General features: G+C 35.0%; 30 protein-coding genes. 24 read left to right on the plus strand and 6 right to left on the minus strand.

Translation table 11 applies throughout. From position 1 onward, the window contains the following. Positions 1-50: 50 nt before the first annotated feature. A complete protein-coding gene (locus SAGCYANO_RS03305; RefSeq protein ID WP_202218772.1) occupies positions 51-2,786 on the minus strand; it encodes a COR domain-containing protein in 2,736 nt (911 codons plus the stop codon). An 856-nt stretch (positions 2,787-3,642) separates the two neighbouring features. On the opposite strand from SAGCYANO_RS03305, the gene SAGCYANO_RS03310 reads away from it, so the two are divergent. The 6 genes from SAGCYANO_RS03310 to SAGCYANO_RS43915 all read left to right on the plus strand — a co-directional run bounded on the left by SAGCYANO_RS03310 (position 3,643) and on the right by SAGCYANO_RS43915 (position 8,156). Next, positions 3,643-3,789: a hypothetical protein gene (locus SAGCYANO_RS03310; protein WP_202218773.1), complete on the plus strand. Its 147-nt coding sequence runs from the start codon at positions 3,643-3,645 to the stop codon at positions 3,787-3,789. A 336-nt stretch (positions 3,790-4,125) separates the two neighbouring features. After that, the gene (locus tag SAGCYANO_RS03315) at positions 4,126-5,256 is read left to right on the plus strand and encodes a HetZ-related protein 2 (protein ID WP_202218774.1); all 1,131 of its coding nucleotides are present in this window, start codon (positions 4,126-4,128) and stop codon (positions 5,254-5,256) included. A 174-nt stretch (positions 5,257-5,430) separates the two neighbouring features. Further along, positions 5,431-6,288 carry an RNA-guided endonuclease InsQ/TnpB family protein gene (locus SAGCYANO_RS03320; RefSeq protein ID WP_375339858.1) on the plus strand — a complete coding sequence of 286 codons (858 nt, stop codon included), beginning with the start codon at positions 5,431-5,433 and terminating at the stop codon, positions 6,286-6,288. Beyond that, on the plus strand, positions 6,266-6,778 hold the full coding sequence (locus tag SAGCYANO_RS49900; protein ID WP_375339859.1) for an RNA-guided endonuclease InsQ/TnpB family protein: 513 nt from the start codon (positions 6,266-6,268) through the stop codon (positions 6,776-6,778). Before SAGCYANO_RS03320 ends, SAGCYANO_RS49900 begins: the two co-directional genes overlap by 23 nt. A 306-nt stretch (positions 6,779-7,084) precedes the next feature. Next, positions 7,085-7,807, plus strand: a complete 723-nt coding sequence (locus SAGCYANO_RS03325; RefSeq protein WP_237395694.1) for a hypothetical protein — start codon at positions 7,085-7,087, stop codon at positions 7,805-7,807. 82 nt (positions 7,808-7,889) lie between these two features. Further along, on the plus strand, positions 7,890-8,156 hold the full coding sequence (locus SAGCYANO_RS43915; protein ID WP_237395696.1) for a hypothetical protein: 267 nt from the start codon (positions 7,890-7,892) through the stop codon (positions 8,154-8,156). A gap of 288 nt (positions 8,157-8,444) precedes the next feature. Here SAGCYANO_RS43915 and aroF read toward each other — a convergent pair whose 3' ends face one another. The 4 genes from aroF to ruvA form a co-directional block, all read right to left on the minus strand. Next, complete coding sequence (gene aroF / locus SAGCYANO_RS03330; protein WP_202218775.1) at positions 8,445-9,506, minus strand: 3-deoxy-7-phosphoheptulonate synthase; 1,062 nt, start codon at positions 9,504-9,506, stop codon at positions 8,445-8,447. Between the two features lie 365 nt (positions 9,507-9,871). Continuing rightward, a complete protein-coding gene (locus SAGCYANO_RS03335) occupies positions 9,872-10,369 on the minus strand; it encodes a PAM68 family protein (protein WP_202218776.1) in 498 nt (165 codons plus the stop codon). Between the two features lie 10 nt (positions 10,370-10,379). Then, complete coding sequence (gene rpsO / locus SAGCYANO_RS03340; protein WP_202218777.1) at positions 10,380-10,649, minus strand: 30S ribosomal protein S15; 270 nt, start codon at positions 10,647-10,649, stop codon at positions 10,380-10,382. A gap of 729 nt (positions 10,650-11,378) precedes the next feature. Continuing rightward, entirely contained in the window at positions 11,379-12,014 is a 636-nt protein-coding gene (gene ruvA, locus SAGCYANO_RS03345) for a Holliday junction branch migration protein RuvA (protein ID WP_202218778.1), read from the minus strand. Positions 12,015-13,610: 1,596 nt separating this feature from the next. Between ruvA and SAGCYANO_RS48975 the strand changes: the two genes are divergently transcribed. From SAGCYANO_RS48975 to SAGCYANO_RS03420, 18 genes are all read left to right on the plus strand, one after another. Continuing rightward, entirely contained in the window at positions 13,611-13,787 is a 177-nt protein-coding gene (locus tag SAGCYANO_RS48975; protein WP_307785812.1) for a hypothetical protein, read from the plus strand. Beyond that, a complete protein-coding gene (locus SAGCYANO_RS48980; protein ID WP_307785818.1) occupies positions 13,778-14,224 on the plus strand; it encodes an MFS transporter in 447 nt (148 codons plus the stop codon). Before SAGCYANO_RS48975 ends, SAGCYANO_RS48980 begins: the two co-directional genes overlap by 10 nt. Positions 14,225-14,306: 82 nt before the next feature. Next, positions 14,307-14,900: an MFS transporter gene (locus SAGCYANO_RS48985; protein WP_307785819.1), complete on the plus strand. Its 594-nt coding sequence runs from the start codon at positions 14,307-14,309 to the stop codon at positions 14,898-14,900. A 544-nt stretch (positions 14,901-15,444) separates the two neighbouring features. Further along, a complete protein-coding gene (locus tag SAGCYANO_RS03355) occupies positions 15,445-15,651 on the plus strand; it encodes a hypothetical protein (RefSeq protein ID WP_202218779.1) in 207 nt (68 codons plus the stop codon). Between the two features lie 43 nt (positions 15,652-15,694). Beyond that, complete coding sequence (locus SAGCYANO_RS03360) at positions 15,695-15,880, plus strand: hypothetical protein (protein ID WP_202218780.1); 186 nt, start codon at positions 15,695-15,697, stop codon at positions 15,878-15,880. Positions 15,881-15,902: 22 nt separating this feature from the next. Next, positions 15,903-16,088 carry a hypothetical protein gene (locus tag SAGCYANO_RS03365; RefSeq protein ID WP_202218781.1) on the plus strand — a complete coding sequence of 62 codons (186 nt, stop codon included), beginning with the start codon at positions 15,903-15,905 and terminating at the stop codon, positions 16,086-16,088. A gap of 8 nt (positions 16,089-16,096) precedes the next feature. After that, the gene (locus SAGCYANO_RS03370; RefSeq protein WP_202218782.1) at positions 16,097-16,282 is read left to right on the plus strand and encodes a hypothetical protein; all 186 of its coding nucleotides are present in this window, start codon (positions 16,097-16,099) and stop codon (positions 16,280-16,282) included. A 36-nt stretch (positions 16,283-16,318) separates the two neighbouring features. Beyond that, the gene (locus SAGCYANO_RS03375) at positions 16,319-16,504 is read left to right on the plus strand and encodes a hypothetical protein (protein WP_202218783.1); all 186 of its coding nucleotides are present in this window, start codon (positions 16,319-16,321) and stop codon (positions 16,502-16,504) included. 970 nt (positions 16,505-17,474) lie between these two features. Then, entirely contained in the window at positions 17,475-18,017 is a 543-nt protein-coding gene (psbP, locus tag SAGCYANO_RS03390) for a photosystem II reaction center PsbP (RefSeq protein WP_202218786.1), read from the plus strand. 132 nt (positions 18,018-18,149) lie between these two features. Further along, a complete protein-coding gene (locus tag SAGCYANO_RS03395; protein ID WP_202218787.1) occupies positions 18,150-18,764 on the plus strand; it encodes a nucleoside triphosphate pyrophosphatase in 615 nt (204 codons plus the stop codon). A 529-nt stretch (positions 18,765-19,293) separates the two neighbouring features. Continuing rightward, positions 19,294-19,416 carry a hypothetical protein gene (locus SAGCYANO_RS47270; protein ID WP_255502448.1) on the plus strand — a complete coding sequence of 41 codons (123 nt, stop codon included), beginning with the start codon at positions 19,294-19,296 and terminating at the stop codon, positions 19,414-19,416. Between the two features lie 198 nt (positions 19,417-19,614). Beyond that, positions 19,615-19,713, plus strand: coding sequence for a helix-turn-helix domain-containing protein (locus SAGCYANO_RS48990; RefSeq protein ID WP_307785813.1), 99 nt, complete (start codon positions 19,615-19,617; stop codon positions 19,711-19,713). Continuing rightward, positions 19,682-20,308, plus strand: a complete 627-nt coding sequence (locus SAGCYANO_RS48995; RefSeq protein WP_307785814.1) for a transposase — start codon at positions 19,682-19,684, stop codon at positions 20,306-20,308. The genes SAGCYANO_RS48990 and SAGCYANO_RS48995 overlap by 32 nt, the downstream gene beginning before the upstream one ends. An 87-nt stretch (positions 20,309-20,395) precedes the next feature. Further along, positions 20,396-20,635: a transposase gene (locus tag SAGCYANO_RS49000; RefSeq protein ID WP_307785815.1), complete on the plus strand. Its 240-nt coding sequence runs from the start codon at positions 20,396-20,398 to the stop codon at positions 20,633-20,635. Next, on the plus strand, positions 20,554-21,063 hold the full coding sequence (locus tag SAGCYANO_RS49005) for a zinc ribbon domain-containing protein (RefSeq protein ID WP_307785816.1): 510 nt from the start codon (positions 20,554-20,556) through the stop codon (positions 21,061-21,063). The genes SAGCYANO_RS49000 and SAGCYANO_RS49005 overlap by 82 nt, the downstream gene beginning before the upstream one ends. A 218-nt stretch (positions 21,064-21,281) precedes the next feature. Continuing rightward, entirely contained in the window at positions 21,282-21,851 is a 570-nt protein-coding gene (locus tag SAGCYANO_RS03410; RefSeq protein ID WP_202218789.1) for a peroxiredoxin, read from the plus strand. A 565-nt stretch (positions 21,852-22,416) separates the two neighbouring features. Further along, positions 22,417-23,247 (plus strand): glutamate racemase, encoded by an 831-nt coding sequence (gene murI, locus SAGCYANO_RS03415; protein ID WP_202218790.1) that lies wholly within the window; start codon positions 22,417-22,419, stop codon positions 23,245-23,247. An 870-nt stretch (positions 23,248-24,117) separates the two neighbouring features. After that, positions 24,118-25,362: a transposase gene (locus SAGCYANO_RS03420; RefSeq protein WP_237395698.1), complete on the plus strand. Its 1,245-nt coding sequence runs from the start codon at positions 24,118-24,120 to the stop codon at positions 25,360-25,362. Between the two features lie 465 nt (positions 25,363-25,827). Here SAGCYANO_RS03420 and SAGCYANO_RS03430 read toward each other — a convergent pair whose 3' ends face one another. After that, the gene (locus tag SAGCYANO_RS03430) at positions 25,828-25,986 is read right to left on the minus strand and encodes a hypothetical protein (protein ID WP_202218792.1); all 159 of its coding nucleotides are present in this window, start codon (positions 25,984-25,986) and stop codon (positions 25,828-25,830) included. Positions 25,987-26,875: the final 889 nt, after the last annotated feature.

Raw genomic sequence — 26,875 nt, forward strand, 5'->3', positions numbered from 1 at the left:
CAGTAATTTTTGGATATTTTCTCTAATAGAAATACTCTAATTTAAAAATATCACTCATCGGATTTATTTTCTTTTTGTGGAGCTGGAATTATGTCTTGAATTGGCTTTACCCATTCTGGTAATCCATCTGGATATAACTTAGGATAAATAATTAGTAAAATAATGCCAATAATAGAAGAGATTAAGATAAAAAGAATTTGCCCATTCTGCATCCAAGCCAAGAAATCTAAAAAACTTGGATTTTTAGTGTCCTCTCTTTTTGGTTGAGGAGAATTTCCTGTTACTTCATTTTTAATATTATTATTACCAAATATATTATCCACAACATTTCCATTTTTATTGTTAATTTTAGGGCTATTAACAATAACGTCTCCACCTATATGTATATTATGAGGATGTCTAAGTTGTGAAATTTTTTCATAATTATGACTATCTATTGCATCATCAATTAAACTCCGGATATTAACTTCATAATAGGGGGAATTACCGCATTCAATTGTCATTTTGCCATTATTAAGCCGTTCTTTTAATTTCTCAAATTTGTAGAAGTGAGGATTCTGAGTATTTTTACAAGTTCTACAATTACAAGGAATTAATTGATTATATTTGAGTCGATTATTGTAGGAGCTATGAATTTTATCTAATTCGTGAGTAACAATAGTGATTAAATCCCGTTTTTGTTGCCCAGAAATTCTAATTTTTATTTCTCTCTTACTGTAATATTCAATTACTTCTGCTCTGGTTTGATTTTTCTTGAGAATAACTCCACTTTTCCATACATATTTTTGCTTCTCAATATTCTTGTGCATCGCCACAATAAACTGAGTAATTATTCCTTTAGGCATAAATTCGTAGGTGTAACGTAAAATCAAATTATTACTTTCATCCCAGTCATATTCTGGTTGAGCTTCTGTTAGAAGTTGAGGGGCAATATAAGTTTGAGAAGTACCAGGAATTTTATAGCAGAGTTTAAATTTAATCATTAATTGCAGTAACTCATCGTGCATATTGGCATATTTATCTTCATGCCAAATATTGACTAAATCGTCTTTGGTAAATTTGCCAAAATTATCATAAACTTGTGGATTATCTAGAACTTTATAAACTGCGGCTGTTCCCCATTCTGGTTTGAGAATAACTGTTTTATTTAACAAAGGGTCATCTTGAAAATGAAGACAAACTCCTAAGTCATGTAAGTAACCACTTAATTGTAATTTATCCTCTCGTTTCTTAAAGCCATTCTCTTCACAAATGGATAAATATTCTGTCAAACTAATATAGTTACGACTATCTTTTTCTAATACTTCACGGACTTTTTTCCAAGTCTTAGGAAGGGCGCTGCCAATATGAGATAAATTACTGATGTAATGTTGGATTTGTGTTCTAATTTTTTCTAATCCTTGGTTAGTAGCAAGATTAGTGGCTAAGATTTCTTTGATATTAGAAAATTGACTTTGCAATGCCCGTTGATTAATTTCCCGTTTACGTTCCTGTTTCTCATTTTTGATAATTAATAAAGGACTATTATCGCTCAATAATTCTGCTATATTCAGCCAATAATAAAAATCTGTATCTTCTTTACGAGTATCAGCTACAAGAATATATAGGGAGCGTTTGGTCAGAAAAAACTGGTGAGTAGCATGATAAATTTCTTGTCCGCCAAAATCCCAAATATTCATCTGAAATTCATGTTGATTTTTTGTGGGAAAATTCCACTGATGAACTTCAATTCCTTTGGTGGTATCTTCATCTCGGAGTTGATAGTCTGGGTTTTGAATTTTGTTAGCTAGTGTAGTTTTACCAGCGCCACCTTCTCCAATAATTATTAATTTTGCTTCATAGAGATAATCTATTCCTTCCTTTTCTATTTGTTGGAAATATTCTCTAATTGCTTTTATGCCTTTTGTAGCAATTTCTATTGGTGGAGTTTCTAGAGGATTATATCTTAAATAAAGCGTAGTTAAGTTGGTTAGTTTAGAAATTGATTCCGGTAATGTTGTTAATTTATTATAATCTAAATAAAACGTAGTTAAGTTGGTTAGTTTAGAAATTGATTCCGGTAATGTTGTTAATTTATTATATTCTAAATAAAGCGTAGTTAAGTTGGTTAGTTTAGAAATTGATTCCGGTAATGTTGTTAATTTATTATATTCTAAATAAAGCGTAGTTAAGTTAGTAAGTTTACTGATTGATTCCGATAATGTTGTTAATTGATTATGTCTTAAATAAAGCGTAGTTAAGTTAGTGAGTTTACTGATTGATCCCGGTAATTTAGTTAATTGATTATAACCTAAATAAAGCGTAGTTAAGTTGGTTAGTTTAGAAATTGATTCCGGTAATGTTGTTAATTTATTATAATCTAAATAAAACGTAGTTAAGTTGATGAGTTTACTGATTGATTCCGGCAATTTTGTTAATTTATTTTTACTTAAATCAAGGGTGGTTAAGTTAGTGAGTTTAGAAATTGATTCCGGTAATTTTGTTAGTTTATTTTTACTTAAATCAAGGGTAGTTAAGTTAGTGAGTTTAGAAATTGATTCCGGTAATGTTGTTAATTTATTACTTCCTAAATAAAGCCTAGTTAAATTGGTGAGTTTAGAAATTGATTCCGGTAATGTTGTTAATTTATTATCACTTAAATCTAACTTCTTAAGTTTGTTATCCTTAGCTATCTGTATTTTTTTTTGAACACTTTCTGGTATCTGATTCTGTTTATTTATTTTAGGAGAAGTCATAATTCCATAAAATATTTTTACGCTCACTATAATACCTACAAAGACAAACATTGATTTTCCATAACTATTTAGGGTTTGCTTATGGAAGTCTTATGGGTGAGGGTAGGAGACAGGAGAATAGAATTTCCTACGGAATGCTCCACAAACAGAATTCTGAATTTCCTACGGAATGCTCCGCAAATAGAATTCAGAATTTATCAGAATTTAGAGGAGTTAGGAGGAAGAAATATCCCTTAATTTTTCTATCCTTATCTACTCAGAATTCTAACTTTTTAGCTTTTTAGACGGAAAACCTTGCACCTTTTTTCACTCTAAAAATCCTCAAATATTTACATATAAAGGCTTTGACAATTAATCAGTAGAACAATAATTATCCATATTGGTCAATCCTCTCCTTTTTAGGGAAAGGTAATTATCCATTATCCATTAATGAACCATTTCCTTTGGTAAGCATTTCCTGCTGAATGCTGCGCAAACAACTATTAGCATTCAGCTAATTCCTTCTTCCAAGATAATGACTTATAACTCATACCTAATAGCTGACTGCTGACTGCTGACCGCTGAATGCTTACGTCTTAATAAAGCGATATAGCTGCCGCACTTACTCCGCCAACGCTTCAAAAGCTTCTATATCTCAAAATCAGTTGAACACTTAACTTTTACTTATCAATTTCAGTATTTTCCTTTGAATATTTTTAATTTTGTCAGGATTTTATGACAAAAAGAAAAAAAATTTTCTGAGAAAACTAACGAAGTTTCAAAATTTTTAGCTGTTTTTCTCAATTGTGTAGTATTATGAATTGTAGTAAAATCTGAAGCTAATTATTGCTGAAGAGAATTTTGACGCTGCAAATACTGATTATTTCGTTCTTTCAGAGACAAATAGTCTTGTTTTCCTCAACCAGAAATGACAAATTTTTCTCTTCTAACTTTTCCGCAGTTTGATAGATTGACAAATTTGTGGTATGCGGGAGAAAAAAGAACAATTATAGCTGATGAGCGATCGCTCCACTCTTATCCAAACACTTTTTTGACCAAAATAACATGGGTCTAAAACCCCGCCTTTTAAGGCGAAATATTTTTGGAGCTTTTCTCAAATCCCCTACTTCCCCTCCTGGGAGGGTTAGGGTGGGTTAACTTCTGTACGGGCGCCATTCGGAGCTTTGCGCCAGCAAACGGCCGTTTGCTTCGCATAACTATCGTTAACGCCCCTACTTCTGACTTCTGACTTCGTTAAAATCTCCGATTTAACAGGAGAGAACTTCACCTGCATATTAAATCAGTAGTCAGAAATATTGCTAGAATGACTGAAAATATAGCTTTTGAATAAAATCTGGCAGAGGTAGATTCTGGCAAAAGCTAGAATTAAATATATAGAATTAAAAATCTCATGACTTTGGCGCAAGCACTGGAACAAGAGTGGAAAACCAAGCTTCAGGAAGACTACCCAAACCATAGCTCAGATGTCCACAATAGTATTATTTGCTGGCTATTGGGAAATAACCCTAGTCGCTTAGACGAGCTGACTCCTACTCAAAAGCAAATGGCATCTAAAGGCAGGGAGTTTCTTTATCGAATTCTAAAACAAAGATATTTGGACATTCCACCAGAGCGAGCTTATCGAAACTTACTGCAACGCTTAAGTGGCCTAGTAATGCTGCGACAGAAAATACGAGCATGGGTAAATACCAGTCGCGATCGCCAACGAAGTGTAATTGATGTCCTCCAGGAAGTGATCCAAGAGATGCTAAATAGCGATCGCTACCTCCAGCAACAAATGGCCAAAATCAGTGAATGTACAAAAAATCCTAATCTCCGCAACTCTCTATTATTGGCCAGTGTAGAAGAATATTGTATTAGACCGATTCGCAATCAGCCTCTACTGGTATATAGATTTGTTAATTATCTACGTCGAACTCAAAGAGGTGGCCTAACTCAAGTACCTGTAAAAGAATGGGTTAAATTAATCTCAGAAGATATTAGTCCTGGTGATACGGAAGACCAAGTGAGTTTGTTGGATGCCGTAGTGACTTCAGGGTATCAAGATACTGAAGAAATGGAGCAACAACATTTGCTCCGCTCTAAAGTCCAGGAAGAATTTGAGAAATATTTGGCGGAAAAAGTTGATTCAAAGGCAGCAGAATGGTTGAAACTTTATCTTCGAGGCAATACTCAAGAGGAAATTGCTCAAGCTTTAGATATGCCTATCAAGCAAATATATAGGTTACGAGAAAAAGTCAGTTATCATGCAATTCGTGTTTTTGCAGTTAAACAACAACCAGAATTAGTAGCTAGTTGGTTAGAAATTTCTCTGAATGAGCATGGTTTAGGTTTGACTTCTAATCAATGGCAAAAATATTGGCAAAATCTCAATCCTCAACAACGTCATTTAATTGAAGGGTTAAAATCAGGTGCTAGTGTGGAGGAAATTGCTAAACAGTTAAACTTGAGAAGTAACCAAGTTATTAGCGAATGGACAAAATTATACTTATCTGCTCAATCATTACGAAATAGTTCTTAGCTAGACCGCCCTTGAGCCTCACACCATAATTTTTAAGAGGAGTGTGAGATGAATCGGCGGCCAATTGAATAAGTTCGATGCCCATTCAATTTGCAACCATCCCACCAGAAGCTTTCGCCCTAGTTGAAAAACTTGTATTTATGATGTTGCCTATAACCCCGGAAATTTTCCACTATGCGCACTGCCTACCAATATAAATTAAGGCCCAACAAAGAACAAATAGCCACAATAGGATTGTGGTTAGAATTGTTGCGTCGGCAGTACAACTATCGGTTAGGCGAACGCTTCTCGTGGTGGAAAGAAAATCGCTGTCCGGTTAATGCTTGTCCCTTGGTCAAGCCCATTCCTCAATTAAGAGATAATCCAGATTATTACTCTCAAAAAAAAGATTTGGTCAATACCAAAGACAAGTTTCCTGAGTATAAGCTGATTCATTCTCAGGTTTTACAGGATTGCATAAAACGGGTAAAACTTGCCTTTGATAGATGGTTTAAGGCAGATCAAAGTGGATATAAATTAGGGAAACCAAGGTTTAAGAAAACAAGTCGTTATCGCAGTTTTACTTATCCTCAAATCAAACAAAACTGTATTGAAGAAAATCAAATTAATTTGCCCAAAATTGGAAAGGTAAAGTTAATTCAGCATCGTCAAATACCAGAAGGATTGACAATTAAAACAGTGACTATTAGTCGTAAAGCTGATGGTTATTATGTGACTTTATCCCTAGAATACAAATCAGTTCCAGCTTTAACAACTAAAGTTGAACCTACATTAAAAAACACTCTGGGAATCGATATGGGGCTGAAAGAATTATTAGTAACAAGTGAAGGAGAATCTATCCCCATCCCTCAATACTATCGAAAATCTCAGCAGCGATTAAAGACTCTACAAAAACGCTTATCCCGTAAAAAGAAAGGAAGCAAAAGATGGTTAAAAACTGTTAAAGCTGTAGCCAAACAACATAAAAAAGTGGCTGATAAACGTAAAGACTTTCATTTCAAAACAGCCAATGAATTGTTATCACTCATCTGAAGTTATAGCCCATGTAGACGCGGAGCGCGGCGTGCCGGAGGCAAACTTAAATATCAAAGGACTAGCAAAGACTCGTTTGAGTAAATCAATTAACGATGCTGGATGGGGCCAATTCCTGTCTATTTTAACTGTCAAAGCCGGAAATGCTGGACAGAAAACTATAGGAGTGAACCCCAAAAATACCAGCCAAGACTGCTCAAACTGTGGAAAAAAAGTTCCCAAAGAATTATCTCAAAGAACCCATTCTTGTCCGCACTGTGGCATAGCAATAGACCACGACTTGTTTGCGCAGCATGACCTAGGAAATGCAGCGATAAATATAAAAAATAGGGCGGTAGGGCATTCCGTTCTTAAAGCTCGTGGAGCTCGACGGGATACCGGGGCTACGAAACGAGAAGCCCACACTATAGCGCCAGCAAGCGTGTGGGAGTATGTCACAAATCTTTTGCAGATGGTCATTTCAGTTATCAGTTATAGTAGTTTAACTTAAAAAATGAGATGTTTTTTTGTCTGAAACTCTCTCATAGCAAGAAAGCTTTGTTTCAATCTAAAGTTAAATGACTATATCAGTACTTCTAGCTGTTTGCGCAGCATTCCCTAGGAAAGCCTTATATTTGATATAGGGAATATTCTTTTCTTTTCAAGGAGAGGTAATTATTAATTGTTGAATCAGCCTCAATAGCTCTAGTGAAGACGGTTGTTGCCTATTTTAATCCCGATCGTTAAATAGATTATTTAGTTTCAAACTAACAACTCAATAATGCCCGCACACAACAAAAATAATGGGGAAAAGCAAATGGATCATCCCCAGATATTTGCTCTAATTGACAATATATTACCATTTGAAGCCTGTCTACACTATCAAATTTTACCTTTATCTATAGAAGGTAGCCGAGTTAGACTTGGTGTAGTTGACATCAAAGATTCTTCTGCTATAAATTATGCTCGCCGATTATTATCTTATTTAAATTGTTCGCTGGTAATGGAAGAAATTTCCTCTGAAACTCAGAGGTCAATATTATCATCCTATTTAAACTATATTGGTCATCAAAAATCTGCCACTTCTAGTTCTTCTCAACCTAAATTACCCCATAATAATCAACAAATTGATAATCCTCAATCTCCTAAAAAAGGAAAAAATCAGCAATTTTCTGAGCAAAAAAAGACCGCAAATCAAGAATATTTAATTAAACAATCTCAAGGCTCACAACAACAAACACTTGAAACTAAAATTCAACATCCACAAAATTATTTATGTGATGTTTTAGAATTATTTCTACCTAATTCTCAACAATCTATATCTTTAGAATCTATGGCTATTTTAGAGCCTCAACAGCTATTGAAAGAACTAATGGTAAGAGTTTTAGAATCAGGAATTGGTAGACTTTATTTTGAGCAACAAGAATCACAAGGAAAAATTTTGTGGAGTCAAGATGGAGTTCTACAATCTGTAGTTGAAAACCTAGAACGAGAAAAAATTGAAGGTGTTATTAACGAACTTAAAATTCTGACAAAATGAGTTCAATTCCCATTAAAAACCTCGGCAAGTAGAAATTGAAAGAATTTATCAAAAGAATCATTTACTATTACGTTTGAGAGTGATGCCAGGAGCTTATGGAGAAGAAGCAACACTACAGGTATTAAGAGGAGCTGCTTTAAAATTTTATCAACAGCAAAAGTTATCTTTATTGAGTCAAGATACCTTGAAATTAGGCAAACAATTACAGATAAAAATCAATCAAATTTATTGCCGTCAACATCTAGCTCCATTTCAACTAGATAGCTTGTTAACTTTACAGAAGTTACTGGATAATGTTGAGCATCAGGTTGAATGTATTATTTCTCAACAAAATAATCAAAATTTATAAATATGACAGGGAGTAGGGAGTAGCTTACAAGGGTAAATTTTTCCAACTTGAGTGGAGAGGACGCGGGGAGGGGGAGACACGGAGACGCGGAGAAAGGAAGGCGCGGATTTGAGTGGACGGGAGTTCTCTTTAATGAATAGAGCGGGTAGATTTAATTAATTATTCAATTATCTAATGAAATTCAAGAAAATTTCTTCACATAAAATGGCTGAAACCATTGCCTGTTCAACCCATCTCCACTTCCCCGCGTCTGGTGCGTCTCCGTGTCCTAACCCCCAGTAACCCATACTATACTAGAACAGGTTCCTCTAGCGGCCACCGATTCACTGTTTTGCCAATTACTGCCATTTCCTGCATTAATCGGTCGAATTTTTCAGGTGTCAGGGATTGAGGGCCATCAGATAAAGCTTTTGCTGGATTTGGATGGACTTCAATCATCAGAGAATCTGTCCCTGCTGCAATAGCAGCCATTGCCATTGCCGGTACATATTCAGCTCGACCAGTACCATGACTAGGGTCAATCATAATTGGTAAATGAGTCAGCGATCGCAATACTGGTATTGCTGAGAGGTCCAAGGTATTACGAGCATACTGACGGTCAAATGTACGAATACCTCGTTCACAGAGAATTACATTTGGATTTCCCGCAGCTAGAATATATTCTGCAGCCATTAACCAGTCTTCGATAGTTGCAGCCATTCCCCGCTTCAAAAGTACAGGTTTGTCTTGGGCACCTACCTTTTTTAATAGAGAGAAGTTTTGCATATTACGGGCACCCACTTGTAGCACATCAGCAACTTCAATTAATTTTGGTAAGTCAGCAGCATCCATTACTTCTGTGATGATACCCAGACCAGTTTTTTCTTTAGCTGCAGCTAGTAGACCTAGAGCACTTTCACCATGTCCCTGAAAAGAGTAAGGAGAGGTACGAGGTTTATAAGCTCCTCCGCGCAAAAACCTAGCACCCGCAGCTTTAACTCGTTGGGCTGTTTCTATAATCATCTCCTCATTTTCTACGGAACAAGGACCTGCAACGACAACTAAGGGGTGATGAAGACCGAAAGTTACAGGTCCATCCGGAGTAGATACTACTACATCACTTGCTTCTCCATGGCGATATTCTAAACTTGCTCGCTTATAAGGACGTTCAACCCGCATTACCTGTTCGATCCAAGGACTTAGTTCTTGTAGTTGCAATGGATCGAGGTCTGAAGTATCTCCTACTAAACCTATGACAACTTTATAGCGTCCAACAATTTTTTCTGGTGTCAGACCCCAATTAGTTTGAAGGTCATTACAAAGACGGTCTATTTCAGCTTCTGGAGAACCAACTTTTGTTACTATAATCATTTTTCTTTTGCAGTTAAATTTAGATGTGAGTTAAACTACGGTTATTTCGACAATAACTTGCCAAGGTTGACTTTTACTTGTTTCTTAACAAATCCAATATAATTTCAAGTTTGCTCTGTGGATGCAATGTTTTCACATCTCAATCTATAGCAATCCTATTTTATTTGTGTATAAAAATCTTACCGCTTTTAGGGGACAGGGAACAGGGAACAGGGAACAGGCGGGAGTTTCAGTTTTTTTATCTACTTTTTGATTACCCGTAACCTATTTAGGATTGCTATATCAATCTATAAATAAATTGTTTGGGAAGATTAATAAAATACTAGAGACGAGGTTTTCTCATCTCTATTAATCATAGATAGAAATTAGCTTTTTGATTTAGCTTCTTTTCTGGCTTCTTTAACCCGTTGAAAGTTAGTTTTTAGTTCTTGCCAACCCAATAAACTACCTTTTCTATCTTCATCCCAAGAAGCGGAAAAAAGACCATAACTCAAACCAATAACACTTAAACCAAAAAAGCCCATACTAACTAGCAAAACTGCTTGGTTTGGTAGTACTAAAATATCATTTGTAATGATAAAGTAGCTAATAACAAAGGTTAATAAAGCCAATATTAGAGGTGTACCAGAGAATAACACCATACGACTTATCATCCGCCGACTAACTACTTCTGGGATAGAATTGTCTTCTTTGAGTTGTTGGCGTTTTTGATTACTAATGTTTTTCGGCTGATTTTTTACATTGGAAGATTGTTGTTCCTCTACTGTTTTTGTTTTAGGTGAGGGAGATGATTTCTTACCTTGTTTTTTACGATTTTTAGCAGGCTCAAAAGGTAAAGGTTGACGTGATGATTCTGAGGGCATAATTCAGCTTCTAACCTCTAATACCAAGGCGAGTAATTAATGTTTTATAACGTTCTTGGCTTTGTTTCTGGATATATGATAGTAAACGCTTACGTTTACCAATCATTTTTAATAGACCTCTTTGGGATGAATAATCTTGCTTATTATTTTTTAAATGAGCACTTAATTTGCTAATTTTTTCAGTCAGCATAGCTACTTGGACATCTGCTGAACCTGTATCCGTTTCATGGGTTTGGTATTCACCAATAATTTCTTGTTTACGTTGTTGCTTGAGAGCCATATATTTAACTTCTACTAATCTTTCTCAAAATTACTACAATCATTAACTATATCATCATATATCTGTTCTGGACAATAGACCTCTCCGGAAAAGAGGGAGTAAGGAGTAAGGGACGTTGTATGCAACGTCCCTACAGAGTAGGGGAAAGAATTGATGATTTTTGCGCGATAATTGATTTGATTTTTGATTATCACGCCTATGTCTAATAGAAGAAGATAAGATTTCAATTATCAGGAGTCTACTTCCGATTGGCGCACTTTAACGCTGTCCTTAATTTAGAGCGACCAGCATATAAGCTGGAGTTCACTTATGGTGGTCGTGACCAGCCAACGTAGTCAGTTAAGACTTAATCTGCAACCTTTGAGAGACAATTCCTAAAAATGTCTAGGATTGGCTAGGTTTTTCAAAGGTGAATCTCTTGCTAGGTAGACGGGTGTAAAATCTCGTCATTGCGAGGAGGAACGACGAAGCCATCCTCATTACTATACTACAGCTCTGCCGACTTTTCTCCCCTTGGATGCAGTATTATATTTATTTCTGCCCAGCTATTTAGTATCTTCACTTATATATTTTTTTAAAATTTGGTTTAATAGCTCCACGCTGAAAAAAAAATAGGTTGTCCTGCTCGCATAATGGTAAAGATATACATTTTTTAATTTCTTCCCACAGTCCTCACACTGTCTCTACTATTACTATGTACCACCACAAAATTGTTTAACTGTGCCTTTTTCAAAGTTGAGTAGGGCGACTCAACCAACTAATAGCTTCCCTGATCCAATCTTCTGGATTTGTATTTTTGGAAATTTTAGCATTTTGACTAACAGCTTGCAATGCCTGTATTACCTCTTGACCTGTATATCCCAAAGCTAACAAAGTCATTTCTACTTCTTCTTGAATAGCGGGGGTAACTCCCACAGGTACTGATGTAGTTAAGCCAGCATCATGTCGCCACTCGGCCAATTTATTTTTTAATTCTAAAGCAATACGTTCTGCTGTTTTCGGGCCTACCCCTGGAGTTTTGGCTAAGACACGAGTATTTCCCCCAACAATAGCTTGGACTAAATCTGGTAATTCTAAAGTATTTAACAAAGCGATCGCTAATTGTGTCCCAATACCACTAACACTTACTAACTGGCGAAATAAATCTCTTTCTGCAGAGATACCAAAACCGTACAATAACATTTGGTCTTCTCGTATTTGTTGGTGAGTAAAAACTTGTATTTCTTCTCCTTGTTGTAAATTTTGAGTTAACCTCGGCAGAATTTGTAGTTCATAACCTACTTGATTAACTTCTAAAATTAGAGTCACACGAATACCACTACCTTTTTGAATATCAGCTATTTTTCCTTTCAGATAATTAATCATAAAAATTCATTTTAAAGTTATTACAAAATTACTATAAGTAGCATAAACGCGAAAACGTTTGTCTTTCAAGCCAGGCATAAACCATCAGATAAGTCTTAACCTGTAGTGTTTTATTCTCAACTATACTATATGTAATTGTATAAAGTATTCAATTATGGTGATGTATGGTTGCCAATAAGTTTTAATTAAACCCAATGAACAACTCAAAGCTGTCTGATATTTTATCTGCTAATAATCTAATGAATCAACTAATTATGGTATCTATTATGGTTATGAACGCTATTGAAAAACACATAAATTATCGTAAAATATGATTCATTACAATAAGAGAAAACCAACAAATACTATCAATCAATCTACTCCAAAGCTGCCTAAAAAAATCAGACAAATTGAAGAAAACTATACTTCTCAATCATCTAAATAAGAGCATAATTTTCTACCTAAATCGTTCAACAATTAATAATGAATAATGAATAATGAATAATTACCTCTCCTTGAAAGAAGAGGATTGACAAATTCATGAAAATTTTTCTTTATTATCCCCTTAAAAGGGGAAAAAGCGGTCGATCTTCGGAGTGGCTCTGATAAGAGCAGGTCTCCTCGCTGTCCGATCATCGACCAAGAGAAGAAATAATATTTCCTGATATTCAATTCCGTAACGGTCTTAACCAGAGGTAATTATTAATTATCCATTGTCAATTATCAATTAATGAATTCTCCTGGAAAAGAAGAGGATTAACTCAAAGAAAAATTTTTTGTTTCTCCTTGAAAGGAGAAGCTTTAAACCTTAATTATTCGCTTATACCAATTTGAAAAAGAATGCTATAAAAAGGTAGACCTTACTAGAATATGCGGAAAAATAGCTATTCCAGTTCATTTTAGATAGTTATTTATATTGTTTTTCCCTTTTTTCAATATTTATCCCTTCTTCCTTCTTTCCTCTTCCTTTTTTCGTACGGACGCCCTTATGCAACGTCCCTACCATTTGTAACAAACATTTATCACGCTTGGTATTAAAAGAGTCAAATGCGGTTTATATCAAACTCAAATAGGTAGATTAATTAATAGTGACCTGAATGGAGCTGCTAATATTTTAAGAAAAATAGAGACACAGCTAAATCAAAAATAGAGATACAGCCTGGAACTCTAAACCAATAAAACGCGAAGCAATGTGAATTTATTGTATTGCGTAGCATCGATTTAGAATCTCTTGCATTTTAACCAAGAGAGAAGTCAAATATTAACAACTACTGAACTATCATTGAACTTACAAAAGTTTTGACTTGATGAGATATTAATTTTTAGAGCTTTTGGTAATAAAGAACAAAGATTAATGTAAGAATTCAGCTATTAGCTGTCAGCTATCAGCAACAAGATTCTATCTTATGGGAAAGTGTTTAAATTAACAACTGACTTTAAAGGCAAGGGAGGCAACTTTTGTAGTAAGACAATTAAATATTGCTTTTATCCTAAACTAAAAGCAATAGCTGATAGCTGAAGTCCGCAGTTCCGACCATAGGAGGCTGGCTGACGGCTGAATGCTTAGATATTAAGATTAAACTGTATCTGCTCATTCTAAAAATTAGGGTAATTTTTATGTCATTGCCAAAGTTTAATCTATCTCAATTATTTCCTAACTTAGACCGACAAATTTTAATTCTGGCAATGGGTAGATTATTATCTCAAATTGGTACAGGATTTACTTTATTTTATGTACCAATTTTTTTGTCAATCAAGTTGGTTTATCTACAACTTCAGTTGGTATTGCTTTAAGTAGCGCTCAAATTTCTGGCGTAATTGCTCGTTTTCTTGGAGGTTCTTTAAGTGACTCTCAATTTTTTGGTCGTCGGATAACTCTATTATTATCATTAATTATTTCGGCACTAGCTTCAATAGTAATGGCAATAGCTAATAATTTTTCTGTTGTAGTTATCGGTAATTTATTACTAGGATTAGGTACAGGATTATATTGGCCGGCAATTGAAACTATTGTGGCAGATTTAGCAGTACCAACCGAACGTAAAGAGGCTTATGCTATTACGAGATTAGCAGATAATTTTGGTTTGCAGTTGGGAATTATTTCTGGTGGAATAGTTGTGAATTTTACAGGTGCTTATAGATCATTATTTATAGTTGATTCTATTTCATTCTTGATTTTGCAGGAATTGTATATTTATGGCTTAAGGAAACTTATAAACCAGTTAAATTAAAGCTTAAAATTGAAACAGATAGGAAAAAAATACTAATGGTTGGCTATTAGCTTTTAGCGATAGAACTCTAATTATTTTTGTGATGGTGAATGTTTTTTTTACTTTCTACATTTCTCAAATTCACAGCACAATACCTTTATATTTAAACAACTTTGTTTCCGGAAATTTTTCACCACTAATTATCAGTGCTATATTTACAGGACATACTGCTTTGACTGTTATATTCCAATTACCAGTTGCGAGAAAATTACGCAATTTCAGTCATGCTCAAGCATTAATAATTTCAGCAATATTATGGGGGTTAGGATTTTTCGTCATTGGTATTGCTGGAATAGTAGAAATAGGTAATATTTTATTGACTACTTTAGCTTTAAGTTTATTTGCTATTGCTATTATTTCTTATACTCCTTCTGCTTCAGCTTTAGTAGCGGACTTAGCACCAGAATCTTTGCGTGGTATTTATTTAGCAATTAATGCTCAGTGTTGGGCGATTGGATTTTTAATCGGACCGCTATTAGGAGGATGGGTATTAGATCGAACACAAATTGTGGTAAGAATATTTTGGTTATCAATGGTAATAACTGTGGGAATTACTGTTAGTGTTTTGCAGTATCTTGACCGCAAATTGATGAGTAAAAATTTGGTTAATAGAGAGGGAGTAGGGAGTAAAGAGTAGGGGAAAATAATTGATTATTTCTTTGGAATAATACCAAGATTTCTAATCGCAAAAATATTTTAGTAGTTAGAATAAAGAATTATTCAGTTATTAATATTTATTGTTGAGTTATTGAATATTTAATAGAACTACTATTACTATTAGGGTTAGGGATATGGGTATTAGAACGAACACAAATTGTGGTGAAAAATTTTTGGTTAGCAATGGTAATAACTGTAGAAATTACTGTTGGTATTTTACAGTGTCTTGACCACAGATTGATGAGTAAAAATTTGGTTAATAAAGAATAGGGAGTAGGGAGTAGGGAGTAGGGAGAAATAATTGATGATTTATTTTGGATAATTGATTTGATTTTTATTATTGGAGATGTCTCATGGCAGAAATATTTCAGTAGTCAGAATCAATAATTATTCAGCTATTAATATTAGATATTTAGTCAGACCATCATTATTTCAAGGCTCTGACTTTCCTGCGGAATGCTGCGCAAACAGGCAGAGGTGCTGAAGGGCGCAGTTCCTCCGGAGGAGGCTAACTGATAACTGAAATGAACGCAGATTTAGGAGTGAAAATTTGGCAAATAAAGAAAGTAATTAATGGCAGAAATATTTTAGTATTCAGAATCAATAATTATTCAGCTATTAATATTAAATATTTAGTCAGACATCATTATTTCAAGGCTCTAACTTTCCTGCGGAATGCTGTGCAAACAGGCAGAGGTACTGAAGGGCGCAGTTCCTCCGGAGGAGGCTAACTGTTAACGCAGTTCCTCCGGAGGAGGCTAACTGATAACTGAAATGAAGGTAGATTTAGGAGTGAAAATTTGGCAAATAAAGAAAGTAATTAATGGCAGAAATATTTTAGTATTCAGAATCAATAATTATTCAGCTATTAATATTAGATGTTTAGTCAGACATCATTATTTCAAGGCTCTGAATTTCCTGCGGAATGCTGCGCAAACAGGCAGAGGTACTGTTAACTGATAACTGATAATTGATAACTGAAATGACCGCAGATTTAGGAGTGAAAATTTGGCAAATAAAGAAAGTAATTAATGGCAGAAATATTTTAGTATTCAGAATCAATAATTATTCAGCTATTAATATTAGATGTTTAGTCAGACATCATTATTTCAAGGCTCTGAATTTCCTGCGGAATGCTGTGCAAACAGGCAGAGGTACTGTTAACTGATAACTGAAATGACCGCAGATTTAGGAGTGAAAATTTGGCAAATAAAGAAAGTAATTAATGGCAGAAATATTTTAGTATTCAGAATCAAGAATTATTCAGCTATTAATATTAGATGTTTAGTCAGACATCATTATTTCAAGGCTCTGAATTTCCTGCGGAATGCTGCGCAAACAGGCAGAGGTACTGATAACTGATAACTGATAACTGATAACTGATAACTGATAACTGAAATGACCGCAGATTTAGGAGTGAAAATTTGGCAAATAAAGAAAGTAATTAATGGCAGAAATATTTTAGTATTCAGAATCAATAATTATTCAGCTATTAATATTAGATGTTTAGTCAGACATCATTATTTCAAGGCTCTGAATTTCCTGCGGAATGCTGCGCAAACAGGCAGAGGTACTGTTAACTGATAACTGATAACTGATAACTGAAATGACCGCAGATTTAGGAGTGAAAATTTGGCAAATAAAGAAAGTAATTAATGGCAGAAATATTTTAGTATTCAGAATCAAGAATTATTCAGCTATTAATATTAGATATTTAGTCAGAACATCATTATTTCAAGGCTCTGAATTTCCTGCGGAATGCTGCGCAAACAGTCAGAGGTACTGAAGGGCGCAGTTCCTCCGGAAGAGGCTAACTGATAACTGATAACTGATAATTGATAACTGAAATGAACGCAGATTTAGGAGTGAAAAATTGGCAAATACAGAAAGTAATTAATGACATAAATATTTTAGTATTCAGAATCAAGAATTATTCAGCTATTAATATTAGATATTTAGTCAGAACATCATTATTTCAAGGCTCTGAATTTCCTGCGGAATGCTGCGCAAACAGGCAGAGGTACTGTTAACTGATAACTGATAACTGATAACTGATAACTGATAACTGAAATGACCGCAGATTTAGGAGTGAAAAATTGGCAAATACAGAAAGTAATTAATGACATAAATATTTCAGAATTCAGAATCAAGAATTAGTTGATGAGAGATTTAGAACCTCCAACAATTAAAGACGACTAAATTATCAGATTTTGTAGGGTATTAAAATTAATTATACTTTTACCGGAATTGCCAACTAAATTTGCCAGTAGTTCAAAATTAAACTCATAACTCAGAATTATTTCTCGCTCAAAACATCACACTAAACTCAATCTCAATATCCAAATATTACCCAGTGGAAAACAAATACCTTAAATGTAAATTATTTTGGCTCCTGATTGACAAAAATCAATTCTTTAAGTTGATTAAATTCACAAACCTGTTAAATTAATCAAGATTTAATGAGACAATACATACAATACATTGTACTTGAGTGTCGGGACTGAACAATTTCATTCAACCCCACTCTCACCATATAGAATACCAAAAAGAGAAAATGTTCAAAAAAATTGTAGCTTTATGTTTAGTAGCGATCGCTCTGGTACTAACAGGTTGTGTTTCTATTGGCGGTGGACTACAAAGCTTCGTGGATACAACTGATGGTTATGAATTCCTTTATCCTAACGGTTGGCTCGAAGTCAAAGTATCTGATGGCCCGGATGTAGTATTCCATGACCTAGTTGAGGCCACTGAGAATGTTAGTGTCGTTATTAGTCCCGTAGTCGGAGATAAAACTCTGGCTGACTTGGGTACTCCTACTGAAGTAGGATATAAACTGAGCAAAAATGCCATTGCACCAACAGACTCTGGTCGGGAAGCAGAATTAGTAAGTGCAGAAGCACGAGAATATAAAGCTAAAACATATTATCAACTGGAATATGCTGTTAAATTAGCTGATGGGAGAAAGCGTCATAATTTAGCAAGTGTAGGAGTTAGTCGAGGTAAACTGTTGACTATGAATATTTCAACTACTGAAGCACGCTGGCAAAAACTACATGATAAGTTTGAGCAAGTTATTAACTCTTTCTCTATATATTAGTGAGAATTTTTTATATTAGTCAGGACTAGCAAATTTTAAGTTTTCCAATCTTAAAAAATATCGTTAAATATAGGCTATAGTCCTGACAAATTATCAATGTTTTATGGAATATTTTTTTGCTTGCTTGAAAATATGAAAACTCCAACCTTCATATTAGCTTCATCATCATCAGCGAGACTTCGCTTGTTGAAAACTATTGGTATTCATCCTATAGTTATGCCTAGTAACTTTGATGAATCAAAAGTTAAATTAATAGAACCTCGAAAATTAGTAGAAACATTAGCCCAGGCTAAAGCAGAAACAATAGCTAAGTCTCTAATGAAAGAGAACTTATCTGAAACACAATCAAATTTAATTTTAGGATGTGATTCAGTATTAGTTATTGATGACGAAATTTATGGTAAACCTGCTGATAATAAAGAGGCGATCGCTCGATGGCAAAAAATGCGCGGTCGAGTTGGTCAATTGTACACAGGTCATGCTTTAATCGATCTAGTTAAAAATCAAACTCTCGTACTTTGTAGAATGACAAAAGTTCATTTTGCTCTGGTAAACGACCGTGAAATAGAAGCTTATGTTGCGACTGGAGAACCTTTAAAATGTGCTGGTTGTTTTGCCATAGAAGGTAAAGGTGGTTTATTTATTGAAAAAATAGAAGGTTGTCATACTAATGTAATTGGTTTAAGTCTACCATTATTGAGAGTTATGCTAAATAGTTTAGGATATCAAGTTAGCAACTTTTGGTAGATTATAAAATATCCTATTTTTAATCTGATAATTCTTTTAAATTGAAGAGTAATAGCAAACTTATTTCCTACTTATAACTATAAGGATTGAAAATTAAAGAAAGCTCAGAAAATTATTTAACAACTAATATTATAAGTAACTAAGGCAATTCAACTTGTATAGCTCTTGAAGAAGCCAGAAGGCAGAAGGAAAAATTGCTTATGGATAGTCAACGACCAGCCACTCCATGCCTTATAAACCCAAACAATTTTAAGCACCCCCGTTGACGGTGGAGTATTAAACCTGCAAAAGAAAAGATAAAATCATCATTCATCAACATCCAAGAATAGAAAAGCATTGCTAATAGCTAACTCATAATTTAAATTTGCATAATATTTGAACAATTAATAATTTAAAAATTACTTCATATAAAAAAATAGGATTCAATAAAAATAATTTATTTTATTTTATTGATTTTTACTTTAAGAAGCTATTTGTAAATACAAGATTAAGTAGGGTGTGTGACAGCACAGTTACCATTTCTGGAATAATGGTCGGTGTTACATCTCATGTACTGCTTGCTGTGGGATGGTGCGTTATATCATGTTCGGTTGAATACTTACACTTTGGAGGAAGGAAGGCAGCTATGCAGAAGGCAGAAGGCAGAAGGTAAGAAAAGGTTAAAAGGGATAAAGTTTTTTTATAACTGATTATCCGAACATGATATTACATTTCATTAACTCACCCTATACAATCTAATATTTATTTGACCGAAAAATTGGGTCCCAAGCCTCGCCCTTCTAGGGCGACTTTTTAGTTGTTAAGTGTTTCAATTAATATGTTACAATACTGTTAGTTTAAATATCGAATTATGAAAGCTAGATTTAAGTATCGCATATATCCAACACCGGGACAAAAGCATCAATTAGCAAAGCTATTTGGTTGCGTTTGCTGGCGCAACACTTCGTGAACGTGTTGTTTGGAATGATAGCCTAGCTTGTTGTCAAGAAAAATACAAATCAGGAGGTAAGAAACCCACTAACTCACAACTACAAAAACAGTTTATTACTCAAGCAAAAAAGACTGAAAATAGAGAGTGGCTTCAAGAAGTTTCTAACATACCATTGCAGCAATCTTTGAATGATTTAAACCAGGCTTATCAAAACTTTTTTCAATCAACAAAAGGCCAGAGAAAAGGTAAACCTGTTAAACCTCCTAAATTCAAAAGTAGAAAGTCAAAACAAACTGCTAGATTTACAAGAGGAGGTTTTAAAGTTGGTCAGCATAAAGTTTATTTAGCCAAAGTTGGAAAACTCAAGATAGTTTGGTCTAGAGAGTTACCTGCTGCTCCATCATCAGTAACAGTAATCAAAGACGTAGGGGCAAACGGCCGTTTGCCCCTACATAGATATTTCTTAAGTTTTGTAGTAGAAACTTGTGCCAAAACCTTGCCTCGTACTGATAATTCAGTGGGGATAGACTTAGGCATTAAAACCTTTGCTACATTTAGTGATGGTACGAAGGTTGATGCACCTAAACCATTGAAAAAACGGATTAAAAAGTAGCCTCTTTCAGAGGAGCTGCGCTAACGAAAGCTAAGTAAATCATTATCAAAAAAAACCTTTGGGTCTAAACAATATGAAAAAGCTAGATTGAGAGTAGCTAAATTTTCCTACGGAATGCTGCGCAAACATGCCAAAGTAAAAGACATGAGGACTGATTTTCTGCATAAATTGTCCACTGAAATAATTCGTGAAAACCAAACAATTGTTTTAGAGGATTTGAATGTTTCTGGAATGGTCAAAAAGCGGTGCGACCCCGCGACGACGCCAGCTCGCTTGCGGAACGCGCACCAAGAGACCGTAAATTATCCAGAGCAATATCAGATTTAGGTTGGCGGACATTCCGAACACTTCTAGAAGGTAAAGCAGAAAAATACGGTCGCGATTTCAGAGTAATTAATCGTTGGGAGCCAACCAGCCAAAAATGCAGTTGTTGTGGTTTTCGTGGAGGCAAATTAGACCTTCAAGTGCGAGAGTGGGAATGCCTTAACTGTGGTGCAAAACACGATAGAGACAAGAATGCAGCAATAAATATATTAGTCGCGGGCGGGCAGTCCGAGACAAAAAACGGACGTGGAGGCAAGCGTAAGACTACTGCAAAAGTAGCAGCAGCCTGTGTTAGCGGCAGCTATGCGAAGCAAAACGTCAACCCACCGAGGAGCTACGGCGGTAGGAATCCCCGCGCCTTTAGGCCGGGGAGGATGTCAAAAACACTCTCTTTCGCATTGCAGGGGAGTAAGGGAGTGGGGGAGAAGTAAACATCCGAAATATGCTGTATCTATAAAGTGCATATTTAACGCTAAAAATAAAATATTTATTTTACCCTATTTTACAATACATTCACAAGCAAACCTCAAAAATAAAATTTTTCTTTAATACCATTGACAAATTCTTAAATAAAATTATTCTGATTTACAGCAGTAAAAGCTGATACAGATTAAATTGCTAAGTTACTAAATCATTTTGAGGTTAAGTTATGGTTATTGAGCGCGTTCCTGATGTAGTATTCAAAACCCGTGTCCGTGATGAATCTGTTGAAGGACCTAACCCTTTTCGTTGGCAAGACAAAACTACCCAAGATATTTTTGGTGGCAAGCGCGTAGTATTATTTGCATTACCTGGAGCTTTTACACCAACTTGCTCATCTACTCACTTACCTCGCTATGAAGAACTATACGATGAATTCAAAGCACAAGGAATAGGCGAAATTATTTGTCTATCAGTAAACGATGCCTTCGTAATGTTCCAATGGGGTAAACAGCAAAATGCCAAAAATGTATTCCTATTACCAGATGGCAATGGAGAATTCTCTCGTAAAATGGGAATGTTAGTAGATAAGTCCAATATCGGTTTTGGTATGCGTTCCTGGCGCTATGCAATGGTTGTCAATGACTGTAAAATCGAAAAGATATTTGTTGAAGAAGGTTTTAGCGACAACTATGGTGACGATCCATTTGAGACATCTGACGCAGATACGGTATTAGCCTATCTAAAAGGTACAGAACCACCAGCAGAAAAACCAGCTCGATTAGAGTTTGTTGGCTAGTTTGCCTCTCTAACATAGAGCTGAAACGGACAATAATAATACTATATGTAGCAATTAAATGTGATTTTTGAACTGTAGCGTCTAAAATTCAACCTAAACAATAATTTTTTTGCGCTATGAGGATATCTTCATATTGCTATATATAGTGTTAATCTATTTTAGTAACTAATAATAACCAAAATATATTCGACAATTTCCATTGTCTTCACTTCAGTTGGTAAATAATCATATAATTTTTATCTATTCAAAGGGTGCATCTCAATTAAGTGATAAGTAATTATACTCAAGAAGAGGGAATGCTCAAAACACTTGGTGAATTTACAGGTAAACTCAGACTATAGAGCATCCTGATTTTTGGCGTGCATCTCTTATGTGCAAAAATACTTTTTTCCTATTCCCTATTCCCTATTCCCTCCATACCTAAAAGCGATAAATTTTTGACTTTCTTCAAAACTGAGATGCACCCTATTCAAACTAAAATAAATAGGAAAAATTAGATAGATGTTCAACCGATACATTATAGTGATAATGATTTGATTTGAATAATATTTATAGACTATCAAGAATGATCGTTGAAACTAGACAAAAAAGAATAGGTATTTTTGATAGTGGGATAGGAGGTTTAACTGTTCTGAGAGAGCTATATAGACAGTTACCTAGTGAATCTATTCTTTACTTTGGAGATACAGCAAGATTACCTTATGGTACAAGAACTAGCAAAGAAATTGTGCAGTTTGTAGATGAAATTATAGAGTGGTTAATCAAAAGTGGAGTTAAAATGGTATTGATGGCTTGTAATACCAGTTCAGCTCTTGCTTTAGAAAAAATTAAGTCTAAATTTGATATTCCAATCCTAGGATTGATTGTACCAGGGGCAAAAGCTGCAGTAGAATTAGGAACAAGAATAGGTGTAATTGCTACCCCCGCAACTGCTGCTAGTAATGCCTATCGTACTGCTATTCTAGAGGCAAATGCTTCTGCTAAAGTGTGGCAAGTAGGCTGTCCCTATTTCGTACCTTTAATAGAGCAAAATCAACTACATAATCCTTACACATATCAGATAGCAGAAGAATATTTGATGCCATTAATACAGCAAAAAATTGACACATTGGTTTATGGTTGTACTCACTATCCCTATTTAGAACCAATATTGCGTTCTTTTCTACCTAGAAATGTTAGTTTTGTAGACCCTGCTGTATCTCTAGTTAAAGTAGCTGCTAAAAAACTAGAAATTATGAATTTGCAAAACTATGAGAAGGCAAAACCAACAAAATTCGTAGTTAGCGGTTCTCCTCAAAAATTTGCTGAATTATCATTACAATGGCTTGGTTATAAACCAATTGTACAATCAGTTTCTTTCTCTACTTTTCTAGAAAAATCTATTTCTATGGCATAGAATTTAAGAGCTGATTTATAAACTGAGTTGAAACTCCTTTCTAGCATGAGTTTGTGGAAAATTATGCCCTAGGGGCTTAGATAGTGTCAAACCCTTACACTGTAAAGCATTTATCCTCTTAATATTTACTTTATAAATCAGCTCTAAGTTTGAGATATAAAAATCAAATTAAATGCTCGATCTAATAATAATTAGCGAAAAATTTTACAGAGTTTTTGCGATCGAATTAAAATGCTAATCTAGTTTGATAACTTCTCTTAAACATAAAAACTGACGGGAGAAAAGTTCCCGGAAGATTTATCCCCTGGTTGAATAACGACGCGCGGGTAATAAAGCAGAGTAAAACTATGCTATACTAGAAGTAGTGAGTAACAACAAGGTTTGTCGCCATGACAAGATCGCGCTTTGCGGTGAAATTCTGGTGGACAGGAGACGGGGACGATGCTTCCTACGACGGCTGTTAGCTCCGCATTCGGCACCGAAAAGCAAGTAACGCAGCTAGAGCAGCGATTTATAGCTCCAATATCTAGAGTAAAACCACTCGTGAAAACTACAAAAAAAAGGTAAGCTCACAGCTATACAATGATCTATGCCGAGGAGTTTAGAAGTCTACCCTTCAGGCTTTAAGCAAATGTGGATTTATGAGGGGCTGCGTGCGGAAGTAAATTCCGCACATTTATTCGTCCCGTCCCATTTGCGGTTGATTTGCCACATAATCCAGGGTGTTTCAACCCCTGGAGATGTCAATTTATCTAAATGTTGGCATTTATACCCGCGCTCTCCTGCAAGGGAGCGTCGGGATGAATGCCAATCAATTTTGCGGTTCACACATAATCTGTTAAGATGTAAGAGTCGAATAGCAAGCAGTAAATGGTTGAAAAGTCTTACAAGTTTAGGTTTTATCCTACTCCAGAACAGGAAAACCTGTTGAGGAGGACTTTAGGTTGCGTTCGACTGATCTACAACAGAGCTTTAGCTGCTAGAACTCAAGCTTGGTATGAGAACAAAGAGCGAGTAGGGTATAAGCAAACTTCTGCTATGCTGACTCACTGGAAAAAGCAGGAAGATTTAGATTTCCTCACACAAGTCAGTAGCGTCCCATTACAGCAAGGTTTAAGACATCTACAAGCTGCTTTCACTAACTTTTTTAGTGGACGTGCTAAATATCCCAACTTTAAGAAAAAGCGTAATGGTGGTAGTGCAGAATTTACAAAGTCCGCATTTAAGTGGAAAGATGGTCAAGTCTATCTAGCTAAATGTGCTGAACCATTACCTATCAGGTGGAGCAGGCAACTACCATCAGGTTGTACACCTAGTACAATTACGGTCAAACTTGACCCAAGTGGTAGATGGTCTGTATCTTTGAGAGTCAATGACACCAGAGATTTGAGACTCAAACCAACTAACAAACAAGTAGGTATTGACTTAGGTATCACCAGTCTTTTAACTACCAGTGATGGAGAAAAAGTCACTAACCCTAAAAATATAAACAAATTACACAAGAAACTGAGGTTAGCTCAGAAGTCTCTAAAGAGAAAAACTAAGGGGTCTAATAACTATCAAAAAGCTAGGCTGATTTTAGCTAGGATACACGCAAAAATTAAAGATTCAAGGCTTGACTATACTCATAAGCTAACAACTCAACTAATTAGAGAAAACCAAACGATAGTAGTTGAGGACTTGGCAGTAAAAAATATGCTCAAAAACCACAAGTTAGCAAAAGCAATAAGTGATGCCAACTGGGGAGAATTAGTCAGGCAATTAGAGTACAAGGCTGATTGGTATGGACGGGAATTAATCAAGATTGATAGATATTTTCCTAGTTCTAAGCGTTGTTCTAATTGCGGACATATAGTAGAAAAATTACCTCTAAGCGTAAGAGAGTGGGATTGTCCAGAGTGTGCATCTCACCATGACAGGGACATAAACGCAAGTATAAACATTTTGGCTGCGGGACTCGCAGTGTCAGTCTGTGGAGCGACTGTAAGACCCGAGGAGAGTAAATCTCGGAAGGCGGGTGCTAAGAAACAGAAAGTCTCTAACAGTGATGCTAGGGAATCCCGCGCTGTCACGCAAGTGCAGCGTCGGGAGGATGTCAAAGCAGATAATTTATAGTTTCTATAAACTATAGTATAGCAATGAACGCTCAGGTATTTACAACTTCCAGTTCAAAGTGCAGTAAGCGAAAAGGTTTACAAAAAATCATGTGTAAATATGCCAGCGCACATTGCTATATTATCTGCTGTTTTTTACCGAAAAATCATGGTTTAAAGCCTCCCCTTTTAAGGGAATAAAAAGTGGTCGAGATATGGCGTTTTGCTGGTGCATAACTACGTTAACGGCTGTCGCTGACATCAATGCGAGCGCATTCCGCACCGAAAAGTGGAGTGGCTCTGATAAGAGCGGGTTTCCTCGCCATATCTACATAATCGACCAAGAGAAAATAGAATTCCGTATTTCAATTCATTTTGATTTCCTAGGTCATGCTGCGCAAACAGCTAAAGATACTGGCTAACTGATAACGTAGTTCCTCTGAAAGAGGCTAGGGTAGCTCCGACCACAGGAGGCTAACTGAAATGACTAATGCAAATTAGTTCTTGAGTTAGCAATACCTTGTTCCCAAGATTTATTTTTTGTGATTTTTGCACCCCTTTGGGCTAATGTTAATAGTAGATATACAGTAAACACATAACCAGTTGCTAGAATGGGAATAATTACAGGAATGTCATTGTAGTTCATAGTTTTATTAGGTGGTATGGTGAGGAGGGTTTTTATGCAAGTATTTCTTAGCTCAAAAGCTAAGTAATTTAAAGATTAATTGAGTATTATTTACTTAGTAATTAATTGAAATCAATACTAATAACAACAATTATTCTTTAATTTATTTTTAGAGAAAAAGAAGTTTATAGACAAAGTATTGAATTCTTTGTCTTCATCAGGTTGTAGCATTAAATAGTAATGCAAAGTAGCAGATATTTTGATTTTTAAGTTACCTTCTGCTTAGGTCGTCTCTAAATTTAGATCCTAGATGTAGATGTATTTTTAGAGAAGAGGTTATTCAGATTCTAAATTGTTGATGATTACTGAGTAAGATTGCTTACCTGGAATACTATCAATTTATCGCAATTTTTAGCAATTGTATTGCTTAATTCAATCATCTATCGATCTAAAATTTTAACCCGGGACTATGTTTTAGTAACTAATAACCCATAGATTTTTAGAAGCTTAAATTAACTCAATTTCTGTACTTTAGTCATTGGTAAATATATCTCAGACAAACTATACAGCTATTAAGTTATCTTCATTATCATTAATTAGATAGAGCGCCTGATAGCTTAATTAATATAATCTACATAGCAAAAACTTTCAGGTTAATTTTGGTCGAATATGATGATGACTAAATTATATGTATTCCAGCTCAGAAGTTTTTGACTATTATCTTCACCAATAGGTAACTTTTAACTATTGAGGAATTTTTGGTCTATTTACCTGTTGAATTCAAAATGTAACTATTATCTCTTTTTACTCTAAATATTTATAGTAGATTGAGTCAACCTTTAATGAATGGTGAAAAACTATTCTCTACTATTCGTAGCCAGCCTTGATAATTAGGTAAATTGAGAGACAA

The sequence above is a fragment of the Okeania sp. KiyG1 genome (genome assembly GCF_014132355.1).
GTDB lineage: Bacteria > Cyanobacteriota > Cyanobacteriia > Cyanobacteriales > Microcoleaceae > Okeania.

Excerpts from the sequence above, each read along its gene's own strand:
- SAGCYANO_RS03310 (WP_202218773.1), top strand. The coding sequence starts at position 3,643 with ATGACAAATTTTTCTCTTCTAACTTTTCCGCAGTTTGATAGATTGACA.
- SAGCYANO_RS03375 (WP_202218783.1), top strand. The coding sequence starts at position 16,319 with ATGACCGCAGATTTAGGAGTGAAAATTTGGCAAATAAAGAAAGTAATT.
- SAGCYANO_RS03325 (WP_237395694.1), top strand. The coding sequence starts at position 7,085 with ATGGATCATCCCCAGATATTTGCTCTAATTGACAATATATTACCATTT.
- ruvA (WP_202218778.1), bottom strand. The coding sequence starts at position 12,014 with ATGATTAATTATCTGAAAGGAAAAATAGCTGATATTCAAAAAGGTAGT.
- SAGCYANO_RS03365 (WP_202218781.1), top strand. The coding sequence starts at position 15,903 with ATGACCGCAGATTTAGGAGTGAAAATTTGGCAAATAAAGAAAGTAATT.
- SAGCYANO_RS03320 (WP_375339858.1), top strand. The coding sequence starts at position 5,431 with ATGCGCACTGCCTACCAATATAAATTAAGGCCCAACAAAGAACAAATA.
- SAGCYANO_RS47270 (WP_255502448.1), top strand. The coding sequence starts at position 19,294 with ATGGTCGGTGTTACATCTCATGTACTGCTTGCTGTGGGATGGTGCGTT.
- SAGCYANO_RS03370 (WP_202218782.1), top strand. The coding sequence starts at position 16,097 with ATGACCGCAGATTTAGGAGTGAAAATTTGGCAAATAAAGAAAGTAATT.
- SAGCYANO_RS03360 (WP_202218780.1), top strand. The coding sequence starts at position 15,695 with ATGAAGGTAGATTTAGGAGTGAAAATTTGGCAAATAAAGAAAGTAATT.
- SAGCYANO_RS03355 (WP_202218779.1), top strand. The coding sequence starts at position 15,445 with ATGAACGCAGATTTAGGAGTGAAAATTTGGCAAATAAAGAAAGTAATT.
- SAGCYANO_RS03335 (WP_202218776.1), bottom strand. The coding sequence starts at position 10,369 with ATGCCCTCAGAATCATCACGTCAACCTTTACCTTTTGAGCCTGCTAAA.
- SAGCYANO_RS03430 (WP_202218792.1), bottom strand. The coding sequence starts at position 25,986 with ATGAACTACAATGACATTCCTGTAATTATTCCCATTCTAGCAACTGGT.
- SAGCYANO_RS48985 (WP_307785819.1), top strand. The coding sequence starts at position 14,307 with ATGGTGAATGTTTTTTTTACTTTCTACATTTCTCAAATTCACAGCACA.
- SAGCYANO_RS03305 (WP_202218772.1), bottom strand. The coding sequence starts at position 2,786 with ATGTTTGTCTTTGTAGGTATTATAGTGAGCGTAAAAATATTTTATGGA.
- SAGCYANO_RS49900 (WP_375339859.1), top strand. The coding sequence starts at position 6,266 with ATGAATTGTTATCACTCATCTGAAGTTATAGCCCATGTAGACGCGGAG.
- SAGCYANO_RS03315 (WP_202218774.1), top strand. The coding sequence starts at position 4,126 with ATGACTTTGGCGCAAGCACTGGAACAAGAGTGGAAAACCAAGCTTCAG.
- SAGCYANO_RS03395 (WP_202218787.1), top strand. The coding sequence starts at position 18,150 with ATGAAAACTCCAACCTTCATATTAGCTTCATCATCATCAGCGAGACTT.
- aroF (WP_202218775.1), bottom strand. The coding sequence starts at position 9,506 with ATGATTATAGTAACAAAAGTTGGTTCTCCAGAAGCTGAAATAGACCGT.
- SAGCYANO_RS48990 (WP_307785813.1), top strand. The coding sequence starts at position 19,615 with ATGAAAGCTAGATTTAAGTATCGCATATATCCAACACCGGGACAAAAG.
- SAGCYANO_RS03420 (WP_237395698.1), top strand. The coding sequence starts at position 24,118 with ATGGTTGAAAAGTCTTACAAGTTTAGGTTTTATCCTACTCCAGAACAG.
- SAGCYANO_RS43915 (WP_237395696.1), top strand. The coding sequence starts at position 7,890 with ATGCCAGGAGCTTATGGAGAAGAAGCAACACTACAGGTATTAAGAGGA.
- rpsO (WP_202218777.1), bottom strand. The coding sequence starts at position 10,649 with ATGGCTCTCAAGCAACAACGTAAACAAGAAATTATTGGTGAATACCAA.
- SAGCYANO_RS03410 (WP_202218789.1), top strand. The coding sequence starts at position 21,282 with ATGGTTATTGAGCGCGTTCCTGATGTAGTATTCAAAACCCGTGTCCGT.
- psbP (WP_202218786.1), top strand. The coding sequence starts at position 17,475 with ATGTTCAAAAAAATTGTAGCTTTATGTTTAGTAGCGATCGCTCTGGTA.
- murI (WP_202218790.1), top strand. The coding sequence starts at position 22,417 with ATGATCGTTGAAACTAGACAAAAAAGAATAGGTATTTTTGATAGTGGG.
- SAGCYANO_RS48975 (WP_307785812.1), top strand. The coding sequence starts at position 13,611 with ATGTCATTGCCAAAGTTTAATCTATCTCAATTATTTCCTAACTTAGAC.